Raw genomic sequence first — 17973 nt, 5'->3', positions numbered from 1 at the left:
ATGACCTGTCGGCTTCAAGCGCAACAGGCGGGCTTGCTCTTTTGCGGGTCACACGCTCATAAAGGGATAAATCAAGAGGACACAAGCAGATGGTCGACAAAGCCGCTATCGCGCGCCAGTTCATCGAAGCGATTCCGCATGCTCGCGCGTTGGGTATGAAGCTGAACAAAATCGGGAATGGCGAGGCTGAAATTACGATGCCGTACAATGCCGAACTGGTCGGCGATCCGCGCACTGGCGTCATTCACGGAGGTGCGGTTTTTGCGGTACTAGACACGTGCTGCGGAGCCGCCGTCATGAGCCATCCTGCCGCCCCCGGCGGTACGGCTACGATTGACCTGAGAATAGACTATATGAGGGCTGCGACGCCGGGTCAGAGCATCACGACCCACGCCACATGCTACCACTTGACCCGCAATGTCGCCTTTGTGCGCGCGACCGCGATGGACGAGGATCAGGAGTTGCCTGTTGCCACAGCCTCGGGGTCTTTCACGGTGGAGGGTTTGTGATGGCGCGGCAACGTCCCGAACCCATGCAGGTGGTCAAGCAGAGGCGCGATGCGGCGCTGAACGCTATTGTCGATGGTGTCCCCTACATCCGGTTCCTCAATATTGCCTTCGACCGGCGCGGGGACGAGCTGACCGGTGTGCTGAATTTTGACGAAAAGTTGATCGGAAATCCCCTGCTGCCAGCCCTGCACGGCGGGGTCACTGCCGCTTTTCTCGAAGTGACGGCCGTCATCACGCTGAGTTGGGAGTACTTCCTGCCCAGTATCGAAAGCGGTGAATTGGACGCCGATGCAATCGTCAAGGACGAGTCGATCCGGTTTCCAAAAACGGTCGACTTCACGGTCGACTACCTGCGATCGGGTTTGCCGCGCGACGCCTATGCCCGCGCTTTTGTCAGCCGATCGGGGCGGCGTTATGCATCGGTTCGGGTCGAAGCGTGGCAGGACAACCACGCGCGTCCCTATGCGCAGGCATCGGGGCATTTCCTGATGCCGCAACCTAAGGCCAAGGATAGCTAGAACACCATGCAGGACGCTTCGGCACCTATAACGCATGGACGGGTGCTGAAGATTGCCCTTCCCATCGTGTTGTCAAACGCAACTGTTCCCATTTTGGGCGCGGTCGATACCGGCGTTGTGGGTCAGTTGGGCCAGGCGGCCCCCATCGGAGCGGTCGGTATGGGTGCTGTCATCCTGTCTGCGATCTATTGGATCTTCGGTTTTTTGCGCATGGGCACCACCGGTCTTGCAGCGCAGGCGCGCGGGGCGGGCGACACGGCCGAGACCGGAGCGCTGTTGATGCGCGGCCTGCTTCTGGGCGGTGCGGCGGGTCTTGTCTTTATCGTTACGCAAGTCTGGGTGTTCTGGGGGGCCTTCGCGCTGTCCCCGGCCAGTCCCGAGGTCGAGTCCCTGACCCGCGCATACCTTGAAATTCGTATCTGGGGTGCGCCCGCGACGATTGCGCTTTATGCCGTGACCGGCTGGTTGATTGCTATCGAGCGCACCCGCGGCGTGTTCCTTCTTCAGATCTGGATGAACGGGCTGAACATCCTGTTGGACCTATGGTTCGTTCTTGGGCTAGGCTGGGGTGTCGAAGGTGTCGCTGTTGCGACCCTCATCGCCGAGTGGACCGGTCTGGCGTTGGGTCTATGGCTGTGCCGCAGCGCGTTTTCGGGTCGCCAATGGCGCGATTGGCCCCGGATTTTCGATTCGGCACGCCTGCGTCGGATGGTTCAGGTGAATACAGATATCATGATCCGGTCGGTCCTGTTGACGGGCTCTTTCACCACCTTTCTGTTCGTGGGCTCCGATCTGGGCGATGTCAATCTGGCAGCCAATCAGGTCCTTCTGCAGTTTCTTGAGATTACCGCCTTTGCGCTGGACGGATTCGCCTTTTCAGCCGAGGCGCTGGTGGGTGGCGCAGTGGGTGCGCGGGACCGGTATCAGGTGCGGCGGGCTTCGGTCATGGCGTCGCAGTGGGGGGTAGGGGGTGCTTTCGCGCTGGGCGCGGTATTCTACCTTGCCGGACCTGCGCTGATCGACCTGATGTCTACCTCGCCCGAGGTCCGTCTTGCCGCGCGAGAATACCTGATCTGGGCGGCGCTGGCCCCGGTGATCGGAGTGGCAAGTTGGATGTTCGACGGCATCTATATAGGGGCAACCTGGACGCGGGATATGCGCAACGCGATGATCCAGTCGGTTGCGATCTACGTGGTCGCCCTGTTCTTACTGGTGCCGTCTCTGGGCAACCACGGCCTTTGGGCCGCGTTGATGGTTCTGAACATTGCGCGGGGATTGACCTTGGGATGGCGCTATCCCCGGCTTGAGGCGCAGATCGCTTAAAGCAGGTCCAGTAGGTTCTCGGGCGGGCGTCCGATAGCGGCCTTGTCGCCATTGATCGCCAGAGGGCGCTCGATCAGGATCGGGTGTTTCGCCATGGCCCCGATCAATGCGTCCTCGGACGTGGTTTTGGTCAGCCCGAGTTCCTTGAACTGTTTCTCGCCCGTCCGCATCATGTCGATGGCGGGTACGTTCAAAAGGGCCAGTGTTGCGCGCAACTCATCCGCCGAGGGCGCGTTTTCAAGGTATTTCCGCACCTCGACCTGCGCGCCTTTTTCCTCAAGCAACGCCAGCCCTGCGCGGGATTTCGAACAGCGGGGGTTGTGCCAATATTCGATCATAACCAGTTCTCACGTTTGCTGCCCACGGCTTGCGCGACCGTGTCGAGCCCGTCACGCGCCAGAAGTTTGTCCAACCCTTGCGCGATCTCCGCGGCCAGTGAAATGCCGCCATAAACCATCACCGTGTAGAACTGCACGGCAGAGGCTCCGGCGCAAATCTTGGCATAGGCCTGTTCCGCCGTACTGATCCCACCAACACCGATCAGGGGGATCTGGCCGTCGGTCAACTGGCTCAATCTCGCCAATACGCGGGTGGATTTCTCGAACAGAGGTGCTCCGGACAGACCTCCGGCTTGATCCTTGTGAACACTGCGCAGACCGTCACGGGACAGGGTGGTATTGGTGGCGATCACCGCATCCACGCCGGTTTCGCGAGCGACCTCGGCGATATCCTGCAGCTCGTCTTCGGTCAGATCGGGGGCGATCTTCAGGAACACGGGCAGGGGGCGCAGTAGAGCATCGCGGGTTTCGATCACCCCCGCCAGCAACGCGCTTAGCGCGGCCTTGCCCTGCAGGTCGCGCAGTTTCTCGGTATTGGGGGACGAAACATTGACCGTCGCAAAATCCAGATGCGCTGCGCAATGGGCCAGCACCTTGGCAAAATCGCCGGGGCGGTCGTCGCTGTCCTTGTTCGCACCCAGGTTCAGGCCGATCACCGCGTCTTTGGGACGATCCGCCAGACGTTGGGCCATGACCTCCATGCCTTCGTTGTTGAAGCCAAAGCGGTTGATGGCGGCCTTGTCTTCGCTCAGGCGAAACAGGCGGGGTTTGGGGTTGCCGGGCTGCGGGCGCGGGGTCACGGCGCCGACCTCGATAAACCCGAAGCCCACGCGAGACAGGGGTGTCAGAACCTCGCCGTTCTTGTCGAACCCAGCGGCCAGCCCGACCGGGTTGGGCAGGTCAAGCCCAGCCACCTGCGTGCGCAATCGGGACGAGGTCACAGGGCCGGGCGCAGGGGCAAGGCCCGCTTTCAACGCCTTTATCGACATCCCATGCGCGGCTTCCGGATCCATCCGGTGCAGGGCGGCAAGGCCCAGTTTCTCGGTTAGTTTCATCCGAAGCTCTCTCTGCCCTGGGTCGGAGCGCAACGGATCAGGCGCGACGTGTCCACCGCCGCCTGACGATGCACGACCGCTTTTTGGTAATCCGGGTCTGTGACCATTTCCATGAACGCATGGGCGGTGGGATAGCGGGCGATAAAGACTGCGTTCCAAACCTCGTCCTGCGGGCCGATCAGGGTTGTTTGAAACGCGCCGCTCCAGAGAATATGCGCGCCGATACGAGCGATGATCGGGGCCGTCTCGACCCCGTAGTTGCGATAGGCCTGCGCGCCGGTCAGACCGGCATCGGCCAGATCATGGTCATCCGGGTACGAGGCGTTGGCGCGGAATTTCACCAGATTGAGCATTTCGATCGGATGATCACGGTCCAGATTCTTGAACGCCTCGAACTGAGCGCGCTCGGGGTCGATGTAGCGGGTCATTCCATCTCCTCGGGGAACTGGTGGGCCTGCCCGTCATAGGGCAAAGGTTTAGCCCAAAGCACATCTGTCATCCTGATCTGTCGGTAGAGATGCGGGAACAGCGCGCCACCGCGCGAGACCTCCCACTTCAAGTCGTCGCCCATCGCATCGGCGTCACAAGCCAGCAATGTCAAACCGCCGACCCCGGCGAAGTGCTTGGCGGCTGTCTCGGCCGCCTGTTCCGCTGTCGAGAAATGGACATATCCGTCGGAAACATCAATCGGAGCGCCATCTGTCGCCCCGTTGGATTGCAACGCGGCCCATTCGTCGGACCGGAAAATCTTGTAAATCAGCATAGGGCCGTGATGCCCCGCGCGGCAGGTAGAATCAAGCCGGATTTCCCCCTTTGACTCTTCCCGCAACACGGCGCACCATCACGGCAAATAACAATAGGGAGTTTGAATATGTTCACCCGTTTGCTGACATCGGCCGCCGTTCTGGGCCTGACCGCAGGCATGGCCGCGGCCGAGTACAAGCTGACCATTCTTCACACCAACGATATCCACAGTCGTATCGAATCGATCAACAAATACGATTCAACCTGTGACGCCGAGGACGAAGCCGAGGGTAAGTGCTTTGGCGGTATGGCGCGGTTGAAGACGGCAATTGACGGGCGCCGCGATGCGTTGAACGGACAAAACGTTCTGGTGCTGGATGCAGGCGATCCGTTTCAAGGCTCGCTTTTCTATACCACCTATAAAGGTGCGGCCGAGGCAGAGTTCATGGAGGCCATCGGTTACGACGCGATGGCGGTCGGCAACCACGAATTCGACGATGGCCCCGAAGGTCTGGCGGCTTTCATTGACGCGGTGAGTTTTCCAGTAATTTCCGGCAACCTTGATCTGTCATCTTCGGCAGAGTTGAAAGATCGCGTACAAGGGCATCTGGTTCTGGATGTCGGCGGGCAAAAGGTTGGTATCGTATCCGCTTTGGCAACCGATACCGTAGATACATCCAGCCCCGGCAAGGACGTTCTGTTCCAAGATGAAATCGACAGCCTGACAGCAGATGTAGAGGCGTTGCAGGCCGAAGGTGTCGACATTATCATTGCGCTGAACCACGTCGGTCTGGCCAAGGACATCGAAATTGCCGAGAAGGTCCCGGGGCTTGATTTGGTCGTCGGCGGGCACTCGCATACGTTGCTGTCGAATACGCAGGAAGGGGCCGCCGGATCTTATCCTCTGATGGTAGGTGATGTGCCCGTGGTTCAGGCTTACGCTTATTCCAAGTATCTGGGTGAGGTCACTCTGACTTTTGACGATGATGGAAACCTGGTTTCGGCAGAAGGCGAACCGATCCTGTTGGATGCGTCTGTGACGCCGGATCCGGACATCGCTGCACGAGTCGCCGAGATGGGCGCACCGATTGAAGAGATGAAGAAACGAGTCGTCGCCAGCTCGGCTGCGTCGATCGAAGGCAATCGCGATGTATGCCGGGTTCAGGAATGTGAAATGGGCAACCTCGTTGCAGATGCAATGCTGGCGCGCGTCGCGGATCAGGGTGCCCAGATTGCGATTGCAAACTCCGGTGGCCTGCGCGCGTCAATCGACGAGGGTGAAGTGACCATGGGCGAAGTCCTGACTGTTCTTCCATTCCAGAACACTCTTTCGACTTTCGAGATCAGTGGTCAGGGTGTCATCGATGCGCTGGAAAACGGTGTGAGCCAGGTCGAAGAGGTCAAAGGTCGTTTCCCTCAGGTGGCCGGTATGACCTTTACGTGGGACCCATCGGTTGCGCCTAACGAGGGACGTATCACCGAAGTTATGGTGGCCAAGGATGGCGGCTATGTGCCGATTGATCCGGAAGCGACTTACCTTGTGGTGACCAACAACTATGTTCGCAACGGCGGCGACGGATACAAAATGTTCGAGGGTGACGACAAGAACGCCTATGATTTTGGCCCGGATCTGGCGGATGTAACTGCTGAATATCTTGCGGAAAACGCGCCTTACACGCCGTACGTGGACGGGCGCATCAAGCAGAAGTAACCCGTTATACTATTGGAAAAGGCCGCGCCATGCTGCGCGGCCTTTTTTGGTCAGTCAAAATCGTATTCTGGCCAAAGCTCGGGATCGAGGCCTTGCAACATCGGCTGAAGGTGGTCGGATACACTGCGCCAGCCGCCGATCGACTTAGTTGAAATCTTCTTACGCACCTGATCGATGCTAGCCGTCCTGACCTGCTTGGTGTTTTCCTCCGGATGCATCATCGTCTCGGTCCACTCGAGGTCACAGAACGCAGCAACCTGTTGGCTGTAAGTCTTTGGGTCTTCAACCAGTTTTTCGTATTGGACTGTCAGTATTCGGTCGCCAAACACCGCGTTCCAATGCGTCATGTAGCGTCGATACATATTCGCGGTATGCGCGATCGCCTTTTGGTTCGAGGCATACCGCATTCCACCCGCTGGAAAGCGCCTGATCCATTTTGACAAACCGACGTCCCGCGGATCCCGAAGCATGTTAATGATCTTTGCGTTCGGAAAAGCTGCCAGCAAGAATCCAATTCGCTGGAAATTGTGTGGCATCTTGTCGACAAACGCGACCGATCCTTCTGGGATTGGGGGCATCAGGGCGCGAAAGTCCTGTGCGAACTCGCTTGCATTCTGCGAGCTGAAAGCATGAGACGCCTGCTCAAAATCACGCGAAAGATCGGCGGCCACCGTCAGCTCGCCACATCCTGCAACCCCGGGGGCAGAACTGAGCATCATCTCCATCAAGGTCGTACCCGAACGGGGCTGTCCCAGAACGAAGATTGGTACAGGGCTTTCGCTTATATCAGAGAACGGAAGATCGGTATTTTCACGGAACTGCCCGGTGATCACTTCGAACTTTTGCTCTTCTGCCGCGAAATCGTACGGGATTGTTTCGTGTTGAATTGCGTTCGCGCGCTCGAATTGAGGCAGCGCAGCGTTAAGTCCCTGAGTTTTGGACAGCAAATGTGCCTTCGCAAATTCAAGCTCGGACAGCTTGTGCTCGCTATTTGCAATGGCTGTCTCAACCTTCTCGATTAAGTCGGGCGCACTGTCCTTGTTAGCCATTGTCGACAACTGAAGAAGTGAAAAAACGTGCTCGGGGTTTTGTGCTGTAATCTTACGCAGGATTTCACCGGCGGTTTCCTTGTCGCCGCTCTGGTGCAAATTGATTGCCTTTTGGAACGCGATGCTCTCGTTGTCCGGAGCAAGCTCGAAAGCTCGGGCAATGTCGCGCGTATTTTCTTCAACAAAGCCAATGCGCCCATAAGCTCTGGCGCGAGACGACAACAGGCTGGCATTGTCCGGGTCGCTCTCTAACTTCTTGGTTGCGTTGTCGATGATGGCACGCCAGTTGCTGCCTTTAAGCTCAATTTCGTCAATAACCCGGCTCAACTCTTTGTTATTGGGAAATTTCTGCAGTTTTTGCTCGGCATACTCCAATGCTTTTGGAATTTGCCCGGTCTGCATCAAAGCGTTCGCAAGGTTTTCCGCAAACTGGGGATCGTTTGGCTTTCGTTTGGATGCCTCAACGAAATGCGGAATGGATTTTCGATACTGTTTCAGCTCGGTCAGGACAAACCCGGAAATGGCGTGAAAATCCGTGTCAGCTGGAAATTTCTTCAGACCCAACTGCGCCTTTTTCAGTGCCTGTTGAAGCTTGCCAGCCTCTAAAGCGGCCACAGCCTTGCCTTTTATGGTTTTCGCTGTTTGATTTTGCATGAGACCCCGTGAGAACCTTTGCCCGAACGAAACGAATATTGATGGTTCATCTCCTATGTGCGGACGGTTTGCAATAACTCTTCCAAACGACGCTATGGCGCAGCTGTTTTCAGCGCGGCCCGCGAATACGTTGCCCGCAGTGCCCAACTTTAACGTTTGCCCGACAAATCAAGTGCATGTGGTCCGCTCTGATCAGGCCGGGCGCACCCTTGATCCCTTGCGCTGGGGTTTTATCCCGCACTGGTACAAATCTGAAACGGCCGGGCCGTTGCTAATCAATGCCCGGTCAGAAACCCTGGCTGAAAAACCTGCCTTTCGCGCAGCCTGTCGCGAGAGGCGGTGTCTGATTGTGGCGACAGGGTTTTACGAATGGACGAAAACTCCAAACGGTGACCGCCTGCCATGGTATATTCATCGTCAGGATCACGCGCCGATTGCTTTTGCGGGGGTCTGGCAGAATTGGGGCCCTGACGAGAACCGACAAGGGACATGCGCCATCGTGACCACGCCCGCTAACACGCGTCTTGGGGCCATTCATCACCGTATGCCATTGATCCTTGAACAACAGGACTGGCCACTGTGGCTGGGTGAGACCGGGAAAGGGGCCGCGCGACTTATGACGCCGGGTGCCGAAGATGTCCTGACATACCACCGCGTTGACCCGGTCGTGAATTCGAACCGGGCCAGCGGGTCGTCACTGATCGAGCCTCTGGTCGAATGACGGCTGTCCTTTTCAAGCCCGCTTGCGCAAGATAGATCGTTTGCATGGCTTTGACATTTAACAGTTTGCCCGATCTCTACGCGCACGACTTCGACACTGTGATCGACGTGCGCAGCCCCGCTGAATTCGCCGAGGATCACCTGCCGGGCGCCATAAGCCTTCCGGTTCTGGACAATGATGAGCGCGCTCGGGTCGGTACAATTTACGTGCAGCAAAGCCCATTTCTGGCGCGTAAACTGGGGGCTGCGCTGGTCTTCCGAAATGCCGCAAATCATATCGAAAACAGCCTGTCGCATCACGCAGGCGGTTGGAAGCCGCTGGTCTATTGCTGGCGCGGCGGTCAACGATCCGGGTCGTTTACTTGGATGTTGCAACAGATCGGTTGGCGGGCTGAGGTGGTCGAGGGCGGCTATCGGACATATCGCAGACTGGTGAAGCGGTACCTCTATGATGAACCGTTGCCCCACCGCCTATATGCGCTGGATGGCTATACCGGAACCGCCAAGACGGAGCTGCTTACGCTTCTCAAGGCCCAGGGCGTTCAAGTGCTGGACCTTGAAGGCGTGGCCAATCATCGTGGATCTTTGCTGGGCGAGATGCCCGGAGGACAACCCAGTCAAAAGGCCTTCGAATCCGCGCTGGCCTGTGCTTTGTGCAATCTGGATCCAAGCCGCCCGGTCGTTGTTGAGGCGGAATCGTCTAAAATCGGAACTCTGATCCTGCCGCCTTCGGTCTGGTCTGCATTGCGCAACGCATCGCGCATACTTGTGCGGGCAACGATCGCGGCCCGGTCGGATTATCTTGTGTCCGCCTATGAGGATGTCCTGGCAGATACCGAACGGCTCAAGGATCGCCTGTCGCCATTGCGGTTCCACCGGGGCCATGACGTGGTCGATGGTTGGATCAAACTGATCGAGGCCGGAGACAAGCGTGCTTTGACCAGCGCTTTGATGCAGCAGCACTATGACCCGGCCTATACCAAGTCCAGCCGTACTCGGGTGTCGAATGTGATCGCAAGTATCGATGCTGCGTCATTGGACGCTGTTGGTCTGAGCCATGCAGCGGATCAGATCAAAGCGGTTTTGGACCAGCTATGAAAGCCGCACGCCGGCCGTTTCCGTAATCTGACCGATCACCACAGCTGGATACCCTGCCGCGCGCAGGCGCTCGCAAATTCCATGGGCGTGGTCGGCGGGGACGGCGGCCAATAAGCCTCCGGCGGTTTGTGGATCAAAAAGCAGGTCGGCCTTGCCGCCTTCGGGTAAATCAGGGGTCGCGACGCGATTATCTGCAAACAGGGTCGAGCGCACGCCGGTCCGGGTCAGTTCCAGCGCGCCTTTCATCAAGGGAATTGCGTCCAAATCCAGTGTCGCGCCACACTCCGAGGCCTCGCACATACCCAGCAGATGCCCGGCCAGCCCAAACCCCGTCACATCGGTCATTGCATGGGCGTCGGCCAGAAGCCGGGCGGCCTCACCCTGCGGATGAACCATTTGGTCAAAGGCTTGCGCCACCCATTCACCTTTGGCCATCCCCGCCATTTCCGCGGCCATGATGACACCGCTGCCCAGTGGCTTGGTCAGGATCAAGGCGTCTTGCGTGCGGGCGCCGGACAGAGTGATCGGATCGCGCTCGCACAGCCCTGTCAACGTGAAGCCGATGGTCATTTCATGCCCCATCGAGCTGTGTCCGCCAACGATCTCGGCGCCGGCCTGTCGCATCACTTTATGGGCGGTCGCCATGATCTCGGCCATCGTGCGGTGCTGCAGGTCAGCAGACATACGAGGCAGAATAAGCGTTGCCGTCGCAGCCTGCGGCGCGGCCCCCATCGCCCAGATATCCCCCAACGCGTGAACCGCAGCTATACGGGTCATCATTACCGGATCATCGGTCACAGCCCGCAGGTGATCCGAGGTCATCACCTGGCGCGTGCCACCGGTTGTCAGAACTGCGGCGTCGTCGCCGGGCAGCGATAAGACGTCTGGCCTTTCCCATCGGGGCATCGCCGACAGGGCAGACCGCAATGCGCCACGGCCAACCTTGGCTCCACAACCACCGCACATGGGTTTGTTACCAGCGGTTTCGGCAAGTCCAGCCGCGTGCTGTGCCGGTAGAGCAGTCTGTGCCATTTCAGGCAGGTTGCGGAATTTGTTCATAAAAGACTGGTCGATGTGGTTTTTCCAACGCCACATCAACGGGCCGCTGAACGATGTTCCCAACCTCTCCCCCAGTGCGGATTTTCCGCCCAACGAGATTAGTTTCAAATAGTCTTTTTGGGGTGCATAGCGGCGCATTTTTCCGGCCCCAAGCGCGGCTCGGAGGTTCTTGAACAGGATTGGCGCCTCGCGGACTGCATAAACACCTGCCTTGGGACGGGGGTTTTCGGACAGATGGGCGCAATCCCCGGCCGCAAAAATAGCCGGATCGCTGGATTGCAACTGGCCGTTTACGGAAATAAATCCGTCTTGCAGATCAAGCTCTGTGTCGGCGACCCAGCTGTAAGGGCGTGCGCCTGCTGCGCCGGTTACGAAACCTGCGGGAACTATGCGCCCATCTTTCAGTGCGACATGTTCGTTTGTGATCCTGTCGATTTCGGCGCCTTCAATCACGTCGACGCCAAGCTCAGCCATGGTACGGCGGATAGTGGCGGCTGCCTTTTCCCCAGTCGCGGTCAGAGCTTTCGCATTGTCGATCAGGGTGACCTGCGCCGCTCGGCTTTTGGCCTTTAGGGCGTGGGCCATTGCCATGACCAGTTCTACCCCTGCGACGCCGCCTCCGATCACGGTAACAGCGGCAGGGCCAGTGCCGTCCAGATAGGCCGCCCATTGTGCAGCAAAGGGGCCAAGCGGTTTCGCGGGGATGGCGTGTTCGGCAAAACCGGGCAGTGTCGGCATGTCAGAGGTGATCCCCACATTCACCGACGCCACATCGAACGCGACCGGAGGACGTCCGGGGACATGGACGGTACGGTTTTTGCTGTCGATGCCCTGAACGGCCCCCAATATAACTCGCGCGCCTGCGAAACGGGCCAGTTTAACAAGATCGATATCCAGTTCCCAACGCTCATAGTGACCGGCAACAAACCCCGGCAACATGCCGGAATATGGCGCAGTCGGGCCGGGGTTGATCACGGTGACGCGCGCGCCGGGCAGGGGGTTCATCCCCCACATGCGCAGCAGCAGCGCATGCGTGTGGCCTCCGCCAATGAGAACCAGATCGCGGGTCAGGGGCAGCGGAGGCATGTGCATGGTTATCAGGTCTTGCTGTGGTCCGGGACGTCTTCGACCTGTTCGACCGCGTGGGTGGCCCAAAGCTCATCCTCGCCAGCATCCGGCAGATCGTCAGGCTTTTCATGGCGGTGAATATGCCATTTGGCAATGAACAGGGCCGTGATCGGGGCAGTCAGGAACAAAAACAGAGTGATCAGCAGTTCATGAAGGGACAGCTTGCCTTCCAGAAGTACCGAGTGGCAGATTGAGGCCAGCAAAACGCCGCCCACCCCCAAAGTGGTCGCCTTGGTCGGTGCGTGCAGGCGCGACATCGGGTCTTTTAACTTGATCATCCCAAACGAGCCGACAAATCCAAAGATGCCCGAGATAACCAGAAAGAAGGCGATCAACAGTTCGAAAATGAATGTCATTCCGCCCTCATTCAATAATGTTGCCGCGCAGCATAAAGCGTGCGTAGGCCACGGTTGAGACAAAGCCGAGCATGGCGATGATCATGGCGGCCTCGAAAAAGATCTCGGTGCCGAGATACAGGCCGTAAAGCACAATCAAAGCGATCGTATTGATCACCATCGTATCCAAGGCCAGAACCCGGGTACCCACGCCATCAGCAGTGATGATCCGCCAAAGACACATCATGATTGCGGCCCCGAAACAGACAAAGGCAAATTGTATCGCTAAGTCGATCATTCGAAAATCTCCTTCAGCCGCCGCTCGTAACGTTGTTTGATCTGGTCGCGAACCGCATCCGGGTCCGGCGCATCCAGGCAGTGAACCAGAAGACAGTGACCCTGAGCGGACAGGTCGCTGCTGACGGTTCCGGGCGTCATCGTGATGGTGCCGGCCAGCACAGTGATCGCTTCGGGTGTGCGCAACTCCAGCGGGACACTGATCCAGCACGGTTTCCGGTCCGCGTCACGTTTAAACAGGATGATCATGGCCACTGTGACGTTGGCAACAACGATATCCCACAGCACAATCAGCATATATTCTGCGATCATTGGCCAGTTGCGCAGTTTCGGGCGGTCGGGCCAATAAGGTTGCGTGATGAAGGGTATAATAATTCCCAACAGCAGACCAAACACGACCGAGTTCAACGAACCCGTGTTGGCAAGCAACACCCAGACGACCGTAAGCAGAAACGTCAGGTGCGGGTGGGGGAAAATCCGGCGCAGAAGTCTGATCATTCTTCTCCTCCCAATACAGCTGAGATGTAGGCGTCAGGCGTGTAAAGCTGCTCGGCCGTTTTCGTGGCATAGGTCAGGGCAGGGCCGGCAAAAAGAGTAAGCAGAACCAAACCCAAAACCAGCCCGAAAACCGAGGTCAGAGCAAGAGCAGGATTGGGTTCGGGGGCTGGCTGCTCGGCCACGTCATCCTGGCTGCCATCGCCGATATGCTGCGCGTCGTGGCTTTTCCAGAAGATCAACGTCCCGGCACGGGCCAGTCCGACAATCGTCACGAAGGACCCGATCAGCACGACGGCCCAGATGGCGTTTGCGTCCGGTGCGTCCCGTGCTGCGTCCAGTACCAGCAGCTTGCCGATAAACCCGGACAAGGGCGGCATGCCAGCCAACGCAATCGCACCGACGAAGAACAGGGCCGAGACCAGCCCGCTTTGCGGCATTGGCGCGGTGGGGGCGATCGCCCCGCCGCGACGTTCGACGACCAGATCGGCCACAAGGAACATCAGGGCGGTCGCCAGTGTCGAGTGATAGACGTAGTAGAGAGCCGCGCCAGTTGCCGCTTCGGTGAACAACGAGATAGCGACCAGCAGCGTCCCCATCGAGGCGATGGCGCAGAAGGCCACCATCCGGGCGATGTGCTGCGCGCCAAGGATACCAATCGCTCCGACGGCCAGCGTCACCAGTGCGGCGGGTTGCAACCAAGTCCCGACCAGGCCCTGCGTGGCTTCGACCTCGGGGCCAAAGCCAAGCGTATACATCCGCAGGATCGAATAGGCCCCAACTTTGGTCATGATCGCAAACAAGGCCGCGACCGGCAGTGGCGCATTGGCATAGCTGGCGGGCAGCCAGAAATGCAGGGGCAGAACAGCGGCTTTAATACAGAAGACCAGCAACAGCAGCACCGCGCCCACACGCAACAGAGCAGTATCCTCGGCCGGCAATTCCGCAACGCGCACCGCCATATCCGCCATGTTCAGCGTGCCTGTCACCGCATAAAGCGTGCCCAGCGCGAACAGGAACAGGGTCGAACCCAGCAGGTTATAGGCGACGTATTGTACACCTGCCTTAAGGCGAACCGCGCCGCCGCCATGGGTCATCAGGCCATAGGACGCGATCAGAAGGACCTCGAAGAACACGAACAGGTTGAAAGCATCACCCGTCAGGAAGGCACCACACACGCCCATGAGCTGAAAGTGAAACAACGCATGAAAATGCTTGCCCCTGTCGTCCCAACCTGAGGCGATGGCATATAGCACGATGGGCAGGGCCAGCAGCGCGGTCAGCAGGACCATCATGGCTGACAGCCTGTCCAGCACAAGAACGATACCGAAAGGTGCAGGCCAGTTGCCCAGTTCATAAACCTGGATATCACCGCCTGCAGCTTGCGCCGTGATGGTCAGGGCGATCCCCAGCAGGCCCACCACACCAGCGACCGAGAAGATGCGCTGCAGGTCAAGGTGGTAGCGCAGGACCATGATGATGAATGGGGCCAGGATCGCGGGCAGGACGATCGGCGCTACGATCCAGTGGTTCATGCGTCATCTCCTGCCGGGTCGGTATTGTCTTGCGCGGTCATGTCGATGTGGTCATTTCGCGCCGACAGATAGGCCGATAATGAGATCATTACGATCACCGCTGTCATGCCAAAAGAAATGACGATAGCCGTCAACACCAGCGCCTGCGGCAGTGGGTCGGTGTAAGGGACATCCTCGTATTTGTTCAGCACCGCAGGCGCGTCCAGCGCCAACCGACCAGTGGCAAACAGAAACACGTTCACTGCATAGGTGATCAGCGACAGGCCCAGAATAACCGGGAATGTACGACGACGCAGGATCAGGAAAATCCCGGCAGTGGTCATGACGCCTACGGCAGAGGCAACCAGCGCTTCCATCAGACCTGCTCCTTCTCTTGTTCTTCTTCTGGCGGATCGTCACGCAGCGGGTTGATATCCATCGGGAATTCCTGCGCCATGCCCGGTTGCCACGCAAAACGAGACAGGCTGTCCAGTGCCAGCATGACCGCACCCAAAACCGCCAGGAAAACGCCCGTATCGAACAGGATTGCTGTTGCCCACTCGAACTCTTCGAGCGGGGGCCAGTGAATATAGCCGAAGTCGCTGGTCAGGAACGGGCGTTCATTGAACCAGGCGCCGATGCCTGTTGCCGCAGCGATCAGAACACCCCAACCGATTGTGCCATGGTAGTAGAACCGCTGGCGCTCGATCGCCCAAGTATAGCCGCTGGCCATGTACTGCATCAGGAAGGCGATTGCCACGATCAGGCCGGCGATGAACCCTCCACCAGGCTGGTTGTGGCCGCGGAAAAAGATGTAGGCACCCACCATCAGGGCAATGGGCATCATCATACGCGTCACCACCACCATCATCAAAGGATGCGAATCCCCGGATTGAGGCCAGTGCGGCTTGCGGTTCAGCAGATAGGCCCGAACGTTGGTCGCTAGAACGGATTCCGTCAGCGCAAAGATGATCAAAGCGGCAATGCCCAGCACGATGATCTCTCCGAACGTATCAAACCCTCGGAAGTCCACGAGGATCACGTTGACCACATTGGTTCCCCCGCCACCTTTGTAGGAATTGGCCAGATGGAACTCTGAGATTGTGGGAAAGGCAAAGTCTCGCAACATCAGTGCATAGACCAGAGCGCCTGTACCGATCCCGGCCCCGACCGAGATTGCTGCATCGCGCCACCGCCGCGCCGCGCTGCTATCCCATGGTGTGTCCGTGGGCAGGAAGTTCAGGGACAACAAAAGCAGGATCATTGTCACCACTTCGACCGAGATCTGAGTCAGCGCAAGGTCAGGTGCCGACAGATAGTTGAACGCCATCGAAACAATCAGGCCAACGACGCCGATCAGAACCAGCGACAGCAGGCGGTTGCGGTGGAACCACATGATAGCCAGTGTCGCGGTGACCAGACAGATCCAGCCGACGACCGGAATGATCTCAAGCTTAAGCGGTTCGCGGGTGACCGGACCGATCGTGCCTGTGGCATAGGCATAGTATCCCAAACCCACGGTGAACACGATCAGGATCATGGCATAGCGGCTGATCACGCCATTATGCAGCGAGTCCGTGATGCGGCGGCTAAGCGCAGTCAACGCTGCGATCACAGCTTCAAAGATCACCTTAGCCTCGGGGCGGGGCAGGGCGTTCCAAAGGCTTTCCGCCCGGCGATGCTGCGACAGCAGGAACAAGCCGCCCAGGGTTGCGACGACTGACATGTAAAGTGCAGGCGTGAATCCGTGCCACAGCTTGAGCGAATAGTAAGGCAGTTTTTCGCCGCCAATCACCGCGCTGGAAACCACGGCGACCAGAGCGCCAACAATCGCTGCGGAATACAGGCCGATCAGAACGACCAAAACAATCAAAAACGCAGGGGCCAGCCAAAGACCTACAGGTGGATCATGCGGATGCGCAGGATAGTCGTCGCGTTTTGGACCCAGGAACACATGGCTGACAAAGCGGAAGGAATAGGCGGCCGAAAACAGCGCCGCCAGAAGGGCCAGCCCAGGCACCAGGTAGTGCGAATGCAGCCAGGTGGTGTGGACGGTTTCCTCCAGCATCATTTCTTTCGACAGGAAACCGTTCAACGGTGGCAGACCGGCCATAGACAGGGCCGCTATGGTGCCAATCGTGAAGGTGATTGGCATCAGGTGACGCAACCCGCCCAGCCGCTTTACGTCGCGTGTGCCAGTTTCATGATCGACGATCCCTGCGGTCATGAACAGCGCGGCTTTGAACGTGGCGTGGTTGATGATGTGGAATACGGCAGCCACTGCAGCAAATTTGGTGCCAAAGCCAAGTAGCATGGTGATCAGACCCAGATGCGACACGGTCGAAAAGGCCAGCAACGCCTTTAGGTCATCCTTGAACAGCGCAATCACTGCGCCCATGAGCATCGTCACCAGCCCGGTGGTGGCCACGATATAGAACCACGCATCGGTCCCGGCCAGAACCGGCCACGTCCGCGCCATTAGGAACAGCCCCGCCTTAACCATCGTGGCAGAGTGCAGATAGGCCGAAACAGGCGTCGGGGCGGCCATCGCGTGGGGCAGCCAGAAATGGAACGGGAACTGCGCCGATTTGGTGAAACACCCCAGAAGGATCAGGATCAACGCCGGCAGGTAATAGGGTGAGGCTTGGATCAGCTCTTTGTTCTGAAGGATCACGCTCAGATCATACGACCCGACGATATTACCCAAAATCAGCATCCCGGCGATCATCGCCAGACCGCCCGAACCGGTGACAGCCAATGCCATTCGTGCGCCCTGACGGCCTTCGGGCAGATGTTTCCAATAACCGATCAAAAGGAATGAGCTTAAAGATGTAAGCTCCCAGAAGATAAGCAAAAGAAGAATGTTGTCGGAGAGGACGATTCCGACCATCGCGCCCTGAAACAGCAGCAGATAGGTGTAGAACTGACCCATTGGGTCCTCACGCGAGAGATAGAACCGCGCATAGAGAATGATCAGCAGACCAATGCCAAGAATCAGCAGAGCAAACAGGAAACCAAGCCCATCCAGCATGAAATTCGCGTTCAGGCCCAGAAGGGGTATCCAGTCGAACCGAGCGGATACGACATCCCCGCGCATAACAGACGGAATGTGGATCAGCAGACCAGCAAGGGCCAGAAACGTGGTCAAACCCGCGGCCGAGGCTGCTGCATTTCGTCCTGCCCTGATCAGCAGGGCTGGAAACACAGCGCCGAGAAAGGGAAGGGCCGCGATGAGGAATAGGGACAAGTGCGATACTCCGGTCTTGGCGGTCAATGTATTACTGTTTTTGTAAGGGAAATTTTTCGACTGTCCAGCTATTGCAAGTTTTTCACTTCGTTCTAAAAGCGCAATCAAATGCATTTTTTGAAAAAATCTCTGACAAGAACTTGATCCCTACTCGCAAATTCTGCGCGGAATTGACTGTC

At 58.1% G+C, this 17973-nt stretch carries 18 protein-coding genes; 6 read left to right on the top strand and 12 right to left on the bottom strand.

Annotated features, from left to right (window positions below; translation table 11 throughout):
• Positions 1-89: 89 nt before the first annotated feature.
• Genes ACR0DX_RS02245 through ACR0DX_RS02235 form a run of 3 tightly spaced genes read left to right on the top strand, consistent with a single transcriptional unit; the run spans position 90 to position 2350 of the window.
• A complete protein-coding gene (locus tag ACR0DX_RS02245; protein WP_170354702.1) occupies positions 90-509 on the top strand; it encodes a PaaI family thioesterase in 420 nt (139 codons plus the stop codon).
• Positions 509-1027 carry a PaaI family thioesterase gene (locus ACR0DX_RS02240; RefSeq protein WP_170354701.1) on the top strand — a complete coding sequence of 173 codons (519 nt, stop codon included), beginning with the start codon at positions 509-511 and terminating at the stop codon, positions 1025-1027. The genes ACR0DX_RS02245 and ACR0DX_RS02240 overlap by 1 nt, the downstream gene beginning before the upstream one ends.
• Positions 1028-1033: 6 nt before the next feature.
• Positions 1034-2350, top strand: coding sequence for an MATE family efflux transporter (locus tag ACR0DX_RS02235; protein WP_170354700.1), 1317 nt, complete (start codon positions 1034-1036; stop codon positions 2348-2350).
• Here ACR0DX_RS02235 and arsC read toward each other — a convergent pair.
• Genes arsC through ACR0DX_RS02215 form a run of 4 tightly spaced genes read right to left on the bottom strand, consistent with a single transcriptional unit; the run spans position 2347 to position 4506 of the window.
• Positions 2347-2688, bottom strand: coding sequence for an arsenate reductase (glutaredoxin) (gene arsC, locus ACR0DX_RS02230; RefSeq protein ID WP_170354699.1), 342 nt, complete (start codon positions 2686-2688; stop codon positions 2347-2349). The genes ACR0DX_RS02235 and arsC overlap by 4 nt on opposite strands.
• Positions 2685-3743 carry a quinone-dependent dihydroorotate dehydrogenase gene (locus ACR0DX_RS02225; RefSeq protein WP_170354698.1) on the bottom strand — a complete coding sequence of 353 codons (1059 nt, stop codon included), beginning with the start codon at positions 3741-3743 and terminating at the stop codon, positions 2685-2687. Before ACR0DX_RS02225 ends, arsC begins: the two co-directional genes overlap by 4 nt.
• Complete coding sequence (locus ACR0DX_RS02220; protein WP_170354697.1) at positions 3740-4171, bottom strand: DUF1330 domain-containing protein; 432 nt, start codon at positions 4169-4171, stop codon at positions 3740-3742. Before ACR0DX_RS02220 ends, ACR0DX_RS02225 begins: the two co-directional genes overlap by 4 nt.
• Positions 4168-4506, bottom strand: a complete 339-nt coding sequence (locus ACR0DX_RS02215) for a DUF952 domain-containing protein (protein WP_170354696.1) — start codon at positions 4504-4506, stop codon at positions 4168-4170. The genes ACR0DX_RS02220 and ACR0DX_RS02215 overlap by 4 nt, the downstream gene beginning before the upstream one ends.
• 108 nt (positions 4507-4614) lie before the next feature.
• On the opposite strand from ACR0DX_RS02215, the gene ACR0DX_RS02210 reads away from it, so the two are divergent.
• Positions 4615-6198, top strand: a complete 1584-nt coding sequence (locus ACR0DX_RS02210) for a bifunctional metallophosphatase/5'-nucleotidase (protein WP_170354695.1) — start codon at positions 4615-4617, stop codon at positions 6196-6198.
• Positions 6199-6248: 50 nt separating this feature from the next.
• Here the strand turns inward: ACR0DX_RS02210 and ACR0DX_RS02205 are convergent, their stop codons facing one another.
• Positions 6249-8048, bottom strand: a complete 1800-nt coding sequence (locus ACR0DX_RS02205; RefSeq protein WP_353390495.1) for a tetratricopeptide repeat-containing sulfotransferase family protein — start codon at positions 8046-8048, stop codon at positions 6249-6251.
• On the opposite strand from ACR0DX_RS02205, the gene ACR0DX_RS02200 reads away from it, so the two are divergent.
• Both ACR0DX_RS02200 and mnmH read left to right on the top strand, forming a co-directional pair.
• Positions 7957-8622, top strand: a complete 666-nt coding sequence (locus ACR0DX_RS02200; protein WP_170354694.1) for an SOS response-associated peptidase — start codon at positions 7957-7959, stop codon at positions 8620-8622. The genes ACR0DX_RS02205 and ACR0DX_RS02200 overlap by 92 nt on opposite strands.
• A 44-nt stretch (positions 8623-8666) precedes the next feature.
• Positions 8667-9719: a tRNA 2-selenouridine(34) synthase MnmH gene (mnmH, locus tag ACR0DX_RS02195; RefSeq protein ID WP_480845024.1), complete on the top strand. Its 1053-nt coding sequence runs from the start codon at positions 8667-8669 to the stop codon at positions 9717-9719.
• On the opposite strand, the gene selD is transcribed toward mnmH, so the two are convergent.
• The 7 genes from selD to ACR0DX_RS02160 are packed head-to-tail and all read right to left on the bottom strand — an operon-like array spanning position 9714 to position 17794.
• Entirely contained in the window at positions 9714-11870 is a 2157-nt protein-coding gene (gene selD / locus ACR0DX_RS02190) for a selenide, water dikinase SelD (RefSeq protein ID WP_170354692.1), read from the bottom strand. The genes mnmH and selD overlap by 6 nt on opposite strands.
• Positions 11871-11875: 5 nt before the next feature.
• Positions 11876-12262: a Na+/H+ antiporter subunit G gene (locus tag ACR0DX_RS02185; protein WP_170354691.1), complete on the bottom strand. Its 387-nt coding sequence runs from the start codon at positions 12260-12262 to the stop codon at positions 11876-11878.
• Between the two features lie 7 nt (positions 12263-12269).
• Entirely contained in the window at positions 12270-12539 is a 270-nt protein-coding gene (locus ACR0DX_RS02180) for a K+/H+ antiporter subunit F (RefSeq protein ID WP_170354690.1), read from the bottom strand.
• A complete protein-coding gene (locus ACR0DX_RS02175; RefSeq protein ID WP_174821829.1) occupies positions 12536-13036 on the bottom strand; it encodes a Na+/H+ antiporter subunit E in 501 nt (166 codons plus the stop codon). The genes ACR0DX_RS02180 and ACR0DX_RS02175 overlap by 4 nt, the downstream gene beginning before the upstream one ends.
• Positions 13033-14568, bottom strand: coding sequence for a monovalent cation/H+ antiporter subunit D (locus ACR0DX_RS02170; protein WP_170354689.1), 1536 nt, complete (start codon positions 14566-14568; stop codon positions 13033-13035). The genes ACR0DX_RS02175 and ACR0DX_RS02170 overlap by 4 nt, the downstream gene beginning before the upstream one ends.
• Positions 14565-14924, bottom strand: a complete 360-nt coding sequence (locus ACR0DX_RS02165; RefSeq protein ID WP_170354688.1) for a Na+/H+ antiporter subunit C — start codon at positions 14922-14924, stop codon at positions 14565-14567. Before ACR0DX_RS02165 ends, ACR0DX_RS02170 begins: the two co-directional genes overlap by 4 nt.
• Positions 14924-17794, bottom strand: a complete 2871-nt coding sequence (locus ACR0DX_RS02160; protein WP_170354687.1) for a monovalent cation/H+ antiporter subunit A — start codon at positions 17792-17794, stop codon at positions 14924-14926. The genes ACR0DX_RS02165 and ACR0DX_RS02160 overlap by 1 nt, the downstream gene beginning before the upstream one ends.
• Positions 17795-17973 lie beyond the last annotated feature (179 nt).

Source organism: Ruegeria sp. D3 (assembly GCF_056534465.1).
Note: the sequence above shows the minus strand (reverse complement) of the source record. Positions and strands in the feature narration are given on the sequence as shown.